Origin of the sequence: Flavobacterium sp. (assembly GCF_027531905.1) — a bacterium.
GTDB lineage: Bacteria > Bacteroidota > Bacteroidia > Flavobacteriales > Flavobacteriaceae > Flavobacterium.
The window spans coordinates 1-8,778 of sequence record NZ_JAPZSU010000038.1 but is presented as its reverse complement, the minus strand read 5'-3'; the positions used below and the strand labels follow the sequence as shown (position 1 = coordinate 8,778).

Sequence of the window (8,778 nt, the reverse complement as noted above, 5' to 3'; positions counted from 1 at the left end):
TGAAATTCTATGGCGAAGAATAAAATATCAATGGTTAGATTTTGATGCTTATAAATCATTCGAAAACCTCAAAGAAAAATTAAATTTTGTCCTGACTAATTTTGGAACTAAATACGACATTAAATTTTAACCATTACTTATTAGCTTATAACAAATGAAATATATTTTTTATTTTCTCTTCCTTGCATTTTCGGTTCAAGCACAACTAAAAGGTGTTGTCAAAGATAGTATTTCGGGTCAGCCTATTCCTTATGTAAACATTTGGGTGGAAAATGAAAATATTGGAATCACCTCAGAACTAGATGGCACTTTTACTATCAATACAACGTCGGATAAAGTATTGGTTTTTTCGGCTTTGGGATTTGCATCCAAAAAGATAAAAGCAGATAAAATTGAAAGTGTTGTTCTCAAAAATGAAGCCATTGCATTGCATGAGGTAATCATTGCACCTCCAAAACACGATTCCGAAATTGTAATTGGAAATTATAATAAGGGATCGATTAATCATTATTTCGCTTGCGGTACTTCTCCTTTTATTGTGGCTAAATTTTTTCCATTTACCAAAGAAATGGAACAGCATTCTTTTCTAAAAAGTTTACTTGTTCTAACAAAAGCGGAAAAAGGAAACGCAAAGTTTGTATTGCGTTTCTTTGAAGTTAATTCTGATGGAAGTCCTGGAAATGATTTGATAGCTCAAAATATTGTAGTTCCTATTAAAAAAGGAAAAAAGAATACTTCAATTAATTTGGAATCCTACAAAATAAAAGTACCGACAAACGGCTTTTTCGTTGCTGTTGAGTGGTTAATCATCGAAGACAATCGCTATGAATATAAATTTACCAAGGTAAATGAAGGTTCTAAAAAATTTGATGGTGTGGATTATGATCCTAGAGTAGGGACAATTCCTAGTGAGGAAACATCCACTTGGACATATTATAAAGGAAAATGGCGAATTAGTAATTTTAAAAATTCTCAAACTGAATCAGCTCGTTACAAAAACAAATATTTAGAATTAGTGATGAAATTAACGTTAACCAACTAAAAAAAACTTTTACTTACCTTTGAGAAGTGATAAAAAACAAAGAAGATGAATACAACCAAACATATATCAAGATCTAGAGCGCAAGAATCTTCTGCGGCTATAGAAAAAATGTACATTACGATGCGCCATTTGTTCAACCGTGGGTTTTATAAACCAATGGGAATTTCGGGAGATACCTTACGGGAAGCTTTATTGGCTTTACGCCCAGAAATTTATGGTTCTATTGCCGATGAAAAAGTAGAATTGAATGGTTTATTATACGTTATCGAACGCCTTCCAGTAGGGATTGAAGAATGTCGATTTATTAATCTTACTTCGGATGAAGGGTATTCTAAATCGCATTTTCAGGCTATTGTTCCTCCAAAGCGAAGAAGAAATTGTTACCGAATTGACGAAGAACAAATGAATGTTGAAATCACTCGCGGACGTTCCGATATTTATGATATTTTGACGCATTTGACCTTCATTTTTATCGAATCCCATAAAATCAAAGACCGCGTTTTACTTGATGATACTGGCGAAGTTTCTAGAGATTGGCTAAAATTGGAAGCAGCGGTAAATCAAACGAAGAAACTAACACAAATCGAAAAAGAAAAAGCGATTTCACATGCGTCTAATATTTTAGGAAGAACTTTTGAAGAAGTATTAGACATTTATGATGCTTTTGGTTCAGAGAATGCACCTGATCGTTTTTTGCATGTGATCTATTGGTTAGGAAAATTAGCCATCGAGGAAGTGGTAGACAACAATAAAAGAACCATCACTTTTAGCCCTATTTTGAGAGAACGTTTGGGACACCATATTCATGGTGAAGTTTGGGCGAATAATATCAAAGAGGTTTTACAATCCAAAAACTTATTAGACCGACCTATTCACGTTATTAGTGCTAATATGCACAGTGTAATGAATTCTATTTTTGCCACACCACTACTCAAATCGAAGTTTAAGGATCAATCTGATTTTGTGATTTATGAAGAATTGAGTAAATCAGGCGCCAAAGAATTACGCAAGCAGGTAGAAACGGTGGCCGAGAAAAACGGAATGGTATTTTTGCCTGATACTTCAGGAACCAATATTGATGTGCAATTGTTTGATACCGCTAAAATTGATTGGTCCAAAACCGCTTTTCCAAAGGCAAAATTAGGTGACAAAGCGCCTGTTTTGATTGTTATGGATTATGCTTTTGGAGAACAAGCCTATGAAACCATTGATGAATTATTAAAACCCTACAAAAAAGAGACCTTGCTTAATGTTCAGTCCGTTTCTATTATGGGAAAAGCTGGAATTCTCGAAGGAGGTAAAGGCGATATTATGATTCCAAATGCCCATATCAACGAAGGAACAGCCGATAATTATTTCTTTGAAAATGAATTGACCGCTGAGATGCTCGAAGGTAATGACATCGCTGTTTTTGCAGGACCAATGGTTACCGTTTTGGGAACATCACTTCAAAATAGAGATTTATTGAAGTTTTTTCATGAGTCTACTTGGGGCGTGATAGGCCTAGAAATGGAAGGGTCCTATTATCAAAAAGCGATTCAATCGGCCTCTAAAATCAGAAAGAGTGTACCAAAAGATATCAAAGTGCGTTATGCATACTATGCTTCGGATAATCCGTTAGAAACAGGAAGTACCTTAGCCTCTGGCGGATTGGGAACTACTGGCGTAAAACCTACCTATTTGATTACCATTAAAATTTTAGAACAAATCTTGAATAGTAAATAAAAGCTCATGAGTACACCTTCGCATAGCGATTCAGAAATAGATGTATTTCAAATTACCACCAAAGTAAAAAAGGGTTTCGAGCGATTGAATACGTTGCTGTTCAATTGCATTCAGTTTTTTGTACACCAATGGAAAATAGTTGTTGCCTTATTAATTATTGGTTTTGGTTTGGGATTATTTTTGGATAAAAGCAATAAATTGTATACCCATGAAATCACTGTGATTCCCAACTTTGGGAGTGTCGATTATTTGTATGCTAAAATCAATTTGATTCAATCGAAAATTAATGCTGGAGATGCCGATTTTTTGCAAAAAGAAGTAGGACTATCCCACCCAGAAGCTTTAAGAAAAATTGAAATCAAACCCATTGCCGATGTTTATAAATTTATTGAAGATAAAGAGCGCAACTTTGAGTTGATTAAGTTAATGGCCGAAGTTGGAGAAGTTAAAAAGGTGCTCGAGGACAATATTACCAGTAAAAACTACACTTACCATAATATAGCAGTTGTTACTAATGGAGTCTCGAATGAAAAGGAGTTGATTGCACCTTTACTGAATTACCTCAATCAATCGGACTATTTTTCAGCAGTACAACAAGTAGGTTTAGCAAACTTGAAACAAGATATCGCACAAAATGATACCATTATTCAACAAATTAATGGTGTTCTTAATGGGTTTTCGGCTAATGTAAAGAGTTCGTTAAAAAACGACAAATTGATGTACTATAATGAAAATACGCAACTCAATGATATTATCAAAACCAAGCAAGATTTGATATTTCAACAAGGTAAAAACCGTTTGAAATTAATCAACTTTCAAAAAACCATTAAAGAAGTAACATTTACTTTGAATAGTAATACTTCAATTGCAATAAATGGAAAGATGAAGTTTGTATTGCCGATCGTTCTTCTATTTTTGTTTGTAGGTATTCATTTGTTCATTCGATTTTATCAAAAACAATTGGTTATATCAAAAACGGTAGCTTCCTAAAAAATATTTTTCTTTGCTAACAAGACCTAATGTGTTAAAAACAATTCGATTTCACTTACTTAAAACGGTCCAAAACCCTGTGGTTCGGCAAAGTTTTTTAACCTTATTGATTCGGGTTTTTGGGGTGGTGCTTTTGTTTGGTTTTACTTTGTTTTTAACGCAAAAGTTTACCCCTCAAGTAGTAGGACAATATGATTTTGTCCGCACTTTTCTTTTTGCTATCGGAAGTATTTGTTTATTGGGTTTTGATCAATCGATATTGTATTTCAAAGGACGTTTGTATCCCAACTACTCTTTGGGACATCTGAAAAAAGTATATCTAAAAATGGTCTTAATGCTGTTTTTTGCTTCCCTGCTTTTATTTGTTTTTATTTTACTATTGGATGCTTCTATAGTTGCCCAATTTTTCTCTGACGATGCAACCTATCTACTTCTGTTAAAAGCTTCTGCAGCCTTGTTTTTTTATGGACTTTCTATATTAAACGTTGAGGTTTTTAGGGCATTAGAGGAAATAGTAGTAGCTGAATTGTTTCGGAATATATTTAAGTACTTGCCCATAATTGTGGTAGCTTTCATATTAGTACAATGGCAATTAGAACCGTATTTGGTTGATGCTTTTTTGTTGAGTTTTGTTTTTTTAGGAATTTTGACAACACTATTGACAGTTTATTTTTTCAGCAAAAAACCTGCAACTTCTACTGTTGATTGTTTTTCTTCTCGTGAAATTATCACGCAATCATTTCCGATTGCAGTAAGTGGAATGGCTATTTTTTTGATGATGAGTTTTGATATTCTTTTTTTAAAAAAATATCAAGGCGATGCAACCGTCGCCTATTATGCTGTGGCGGTCAAGTTAATGACTTTGTTGTCTGTTATTATTTTAACAGTAAATATTACCGTTTCGGCAGCTATAGCAGCCAGTTTTTCCAATAAAGAAATAGATAAAGTACAGAAAATAGTCCAAAATAGTTCCCGATTAATAGTAGCGATTACGCTGCCCGCAGTTATCGGACTGCTTCTCTTTCCAGAGTTTATTTTGCATTTTTTTGGTTCCAATTATATAGTTGCAAAAGAGGCATTAGTAGTGTTGGTTTTAGGACAAGGGTTTTGTGCTTTTTTTGGATCGGCTCCTGTCTATTTGAACATGACTGGACGCCAACGTATTTTTCAACGTATAGTTTTGGGTGCTCTTGCCCTTAATTTTCTACTCAATTATTGGTTGATTCCTTCTTATGGAATGGTGGGTGCCGCTATTGCTTTTTCAGTAAGTGCCTTATTTTGGAATCTTGGAACCGCTCTTTTTGTGTATGTCAAAGACGGAATTAAGCTGTTTTTGAGTTAAGTTTGTCACTATATTTTCAATTAGAACTGAATGTCTTTATTCCTAAAAAAAAACACCGCGGCTTTTTTTCTTCTTGTAGGACTCAATCTTCTTGTGGCATTTGCTGCTAGTTTTATTTTGCCCAAACGGTTTTATTACGATGCTGCCATAATTGCTTATGATAAAGGAAATGAAATAGGCTATTTTGGAAGTTATCCGTTGACTATTTTGTTTTATAAAATAACCGGTTTACGGTATTTGCCTTTTGCTGTGATTGCTTTGATTCAGTTTCCTATTCTGATGGGTGTTTTGTACAAAATTGGTGTTCCGAGCACGTTCGAGAAGATTACCATCAAGAATGTTTTGACTTATCTTGCTTTTAGTATGATGGCTATTTTTATGGCGATGCCTTCTAAGGAGTTTATTACTTTTTTGTACCTCTCGGCAATAGTTTTTTTATTTCAGAAAAAGCTATTTTCTTTTCAGAAGACATTGTTTGTAGCCTTGTCTCTTTTTGTTTTTTTTGGAGCGATGTATAGACCATATTTTGCCTTATTACCTATAGTTGCTATGGGAATGTATTGGGTTACTTGTATCAAAATTCCTAATCGAACTTTTGCTACCTTGTTTTACGGAATTGCAATAATTATTTTTTTGTCATTGAGTTATGGCTTGGTACAAGGGCATTTTTTTTCGGAGCAAAGTCGAGAGCTTATTAATAGTGTTCGAATGGGGTCTGTTGATGCCAATTCTAGTATTGTTTCTCCGGTAAAAACAGACACTTGGTATGGTGAAATCATAGGGATTTTGTATGGTTTTTTTACGGTAAATGTTCCGCTAAATGGATTAAAACATATTTTTTCTCCTCAGATTTTATTGTTTGTTATTTGGCAATTATTTCTGTTTTATATTTTATTGGTTCGATTGGCTCGTTGCATAAAAGACAAAAAAGAATATGTTTACGAGTTATGGATACTTCTTTTTGTGTTCTCTTTTTTTATACTTCAAGGCGTTTTTGAACCCGATTTAGGATCAGCGATTCGTCACAAAATGGGTGTTTTCCCACTAATCTATTATGCTCTTTATTATGACCATTTCCGAAAAGCACTTCAATAAAATTTTTTCTTTTTTTTTGGTGGCGATTGCTTGTACCTTAATTTTTAGGAAGCCTTGTACTTGGTTAATTTTTGCTTTTGCGATTTTTAATATACTCTATTTCAAGAAAACGCAGTGGTCTAAAAAGTCCTTGATTTTATCAGGTATCATCGCTTCTCCATTTTTGTTAGAATTAGTGCTTTTTTGGAACAATGATTCTTTGGCTCAAGGCCTTAAATCAATCGAAAAAACGACGGCATTGGTCTTATTTCCATTGTTTATATTGGGGAATTACCAAAGAATATCTTTTCTAAAATTGTTGCGGTATTATGTAAATGGTACGACCTTAGTAATGATTGTTTTTACACTTCGGTTTGTATTTGTTTTTCCAGAGTATGTCACTAAGTATTGGCATGGAGTTCACCTTTGGGAAATGGGTTATGTTTTTGCAAATTCTATCGGAATTCATGCTCCAGCACTCAACATGCATTTGGCTTTTGTGAGTATAGCGGCTTTGTATTTGTTATTGCAAAGTTGGCAAATGAGAAAAGATAAAAGCGTTGTTTTTTTAACTTCTATTGTATTTGCTTGCTCTTTTTTCTTTGTTCTTTTGGTCAATACTCGAATGGCATTATTCAATGTTTTGGTAGGCTATTTATTTGTAGTGTTTTCGTTCTTTTTAGTTCATTTTAATCTAAAAAAAATGATACTGTATAGTCTATGTATTGGTGGAGTGGTAGTGGGGATTTTTATGCTTTTTGTTCAAAAAAATCCTTATATGAAAGAAAAATACAGTTCGGTTACTTTTGCTTATATGGACAAGGTTGGAAAACTAGACGAAATTGATCACCCCGAAATAAAGGTTTTTAATGCTTTGGTAACCAGAGTTTCTATTTGGAAATCCGCGTGGGAATTATCGTTGCAACATTTGCCTTTTGGAGTAGGCTCATCGGATGGAAAACCAGAATTAGTGAAGTATTTTAAACAAACCCATCAGCATTTTTTAGCAAAATATGCTTTTCCTACGCACAATCAGTTTCTTGATTTTTTACTCAAATTTGGTGTTTTAGGGCCGCTTGTAGTGTTGTTTTACATTGGTACGATTGGTTATTTGGGAATCGATTTGAAAAATGCTTTGATTTTTTCTTTTTTCTTTCTTTTTTTTACGTCGAATTTAACCGATGATTTTTTATTGCGTTTTGATGGAATTACGTTCAGCGGCTTTTGGTTTTCTATTTTTGGGAGTCTTTGGTTGCAGCAAAAAAATACTGTTCGTATAGCTTCGTTAGAGCCTTAAAATTCTTGGTTTTATCAAATAAATTATCGCATCTTGATTCTGCATTTTTGCCAAATTCGGCTCTGACATTTGGATCTTCCAACGTTTTGAAATATTCTGTTAGTTCTGATGTTTCTTGGAATAAAAATCCAGTTTCGTTCGGAACAACGGTATCTTTATTACCATTTATTTTTGTCGCAATTACGGGTTTCATTAATGCCATAGCCTCAAGAACCGCTATAGGTAATCCTTCCCAAAGGGAGGTTTGAAGGTAAATATCCAAAGCATTTATTTGCTCATACACCTGTTTTTTTTCTAAAAACCAACCGGTAATTTGGATATTTGGAGCTGTAATTTGATTTCGTTCTTCTCCATCGCCAATCCACACAAATTGGTACTCCGGGAATTGCAAGGCAATGGCATTGAATTGTTTTGGATTTCTGGCGGCAGTAATGCGACCTGCTGTTCCAATAGTTAGTCTTGAATTTGTAACAGGTTGTACATAGCTTTGAATGGAAGTAATGTCAATCCCATTTCGAATTACTTCTGCTTGACCTAGTTGTTTTGCTAAAACATGTTCTGAGTCACCACAAGCGATAGTGGTTCCTCCGAAGATTTTTTGGAAGTATTTTTCAATAAACCAATACATTTTTTTGGAGATGGGCGAAATGTCGGTACGTTGAAAAGCATATCCGTGTGGCGTATAAAAAACTATTGGTTTTGGACTCAAAAAACAGCAGGCGATTCTTCCTAAAACACCTGCTTTGGAGGAATGCAAATGGACCACATCGGGTTTGATTTTTTTGAGTTCACGGACCAAACTTTGTATGGCTTTGAAGTCTAAAATAGGATTGATTTCTCGTTCCATCGAGACTTTTACGGTAGGAATGGTTGAGAATAATTGCGCGACTTTTTGAGGGTCGATTTCTTTGCGATTGTCGCTATAGAGGATAGAAGTTGGCACTTTTTGACGGATATCTTCCTTTTCGAAATGATGGGTTAGATCTTCAAAATAGGTATAAACGCCTCCGCCTAACGCTTCTATGATATGTACAACTTTCAATTTTTTATTTTTTGCTTGGGAGACAAAAATATAGTTTTCTAAAGAACTTATACTAAAACCAGCTTACAATTGAGTAAAAAATAAATCCCAAAATACCTATTGTCTTTCCCTAGCCCCGGGAGTAGCCTACCGTCTGGACACATCTTTTGATAGGCCACAGATGACACGGATTGAACGGATTTAAACCAATAAATTTGTTGTCTTTTAAAAAAATGTGTAGAAAAAACATAAGTTTTATAAATAATATTTTAAAATACAACCAAAAA

7 protein-coding genes are annotated in these 8,778 nt (G+C 34.1%); 6 read left to right on the top strand and 1 reads right to left on the bottom strand.

Going from position 1 to position 8,778, the window contains the following annotated elements; all coding sequences use genetic code 11:
- Positions 1-154: 154 nt before the first annotated feature.
- The 6 genes from O9307_RS10310 to O9307_RS10285 all read left to right on the top strand — a co-directional run bounded on the left by O9307_RS10310 (position 155) and on the right by O9307_RS10285 (position 7,470).
- Entirely contained in the window at positions 155-1,042 is an 888-nt protein-coding gene (locus tag O9307_RS10310; RefSeq protein ID WP_298298680.1) for a carboxypeptidase-like regulatory domain-containing protein, read from the top strand.
- A gap of 45 nt (positions 1,043-1,087) precedes the next feature.
- Positions 1,088-2,767 carry a hypothetical protein gene (locus tag O9307_RS10305; RefSeq protein WP_298298678.1) on the top strand — a complete coding sequence of 560 codons (1,680 nt, stop codon included), beginning with the start codon at positions 1,088-1,090 and terminating at the stop codon, positions 2,765-2,767.
- A gap of 6 nt (positions 2,768-2,773) precedes the next feature.
- Positions 2,774-3,757 carry a hypothetical protein gene (locus O9307_RS10300; RefSeq protein WP_298298675.1) on the top strand — a complete coding sequence of 328 codons (984 nt, stop codon included), beginning with the start codon at positions 2,774-2,776 and terminating at the stop codon, positions 3,755-3,757.
- A 79-nt stretch (positions 3,758-3,836) separates the two neighbouring features.
- The gene (locus O9307_RS10295) at positions 3,837-5,099 is read left to right on the top strand and encodes an MATE family efflux transporter (RefSeq protein WP_298298672.1); all 1,263 of its coding nucleotides are present in this window, start codon (positions 3,837-3,839) and stop codon (positions 5,097-5,099) included.
- A 30-nt stretch (positions 5,100-5,129) separates the two neighbouring features.
- A complete protein-coding gene (locus tag O9307_RS10290) occupies positions 5,130-6,194 on the top strand; it encodes a hypothetical protein (protein WP_298298670.1) in 1,065 nt (354 codons plus the stop codon).
- A gap of 130 nt (positions 6,195-6,324) precedes the next feature.
- A complete protein-coding gene (locus tag O9307_RS10285) occupies positions 6,325-7,470 on the top strand; it encodes an O-antigen ligase family protein (RefSeq protein WP_298298667.1) in 1,146 nt (381 codons plus the stop codon).
- Here the strand turns inward: O9307_RS10285 and O9307_RS10280 are convergent.
- The gene (locus tag O9307_RS10280) at positions 7,406-8,512 is read right to left on the bottom strand and encodes a glycosyltransferase (protein WP_298298663.1); all 1,107 of its coding nucleotides are present in this window, start codon (positions 8,510-8,512) and stop codon (positions 7,406-7,408) included. The genes O9307_RS10285 and O9307_RS10280 overlap by 65 nt on opposite strands.
- Between the last annotated feature and the right edge of the window lie 266 nt (positions 8,513-8,778).

Bases quoted from the DNA above. Each gene is read 5' to 3' on its own strand.
- O9307_RS10310 (WP_298298680.1), top strand. From the start codon at position 155: ATGAAATATATTTTTTATTTTCTCTTCCTTGCATTTTCGGTTCAAGCA.
- O9307_RS10305 (WP_298298678.1), top strand. From the start codon at position 1,088: ATGAATACAACCAAACATATATCAAGATCTAGAGCGCAAGAATCTTCT.
- O9307_RS10300 (WP_298298675.1), top strand. From the start codon at position 2,774: ATGAGTACACCTTCGCATAGCGATTCAGAAATAGATGTATTTCAAATT.
- O9307_RS10290 (WP_298298670.1), top strand. From the start codon at position 5,130: ATGTCTTTATTCCTAAAAAAAAACACCGCGGCTTTTTTTCTTCTTGTA.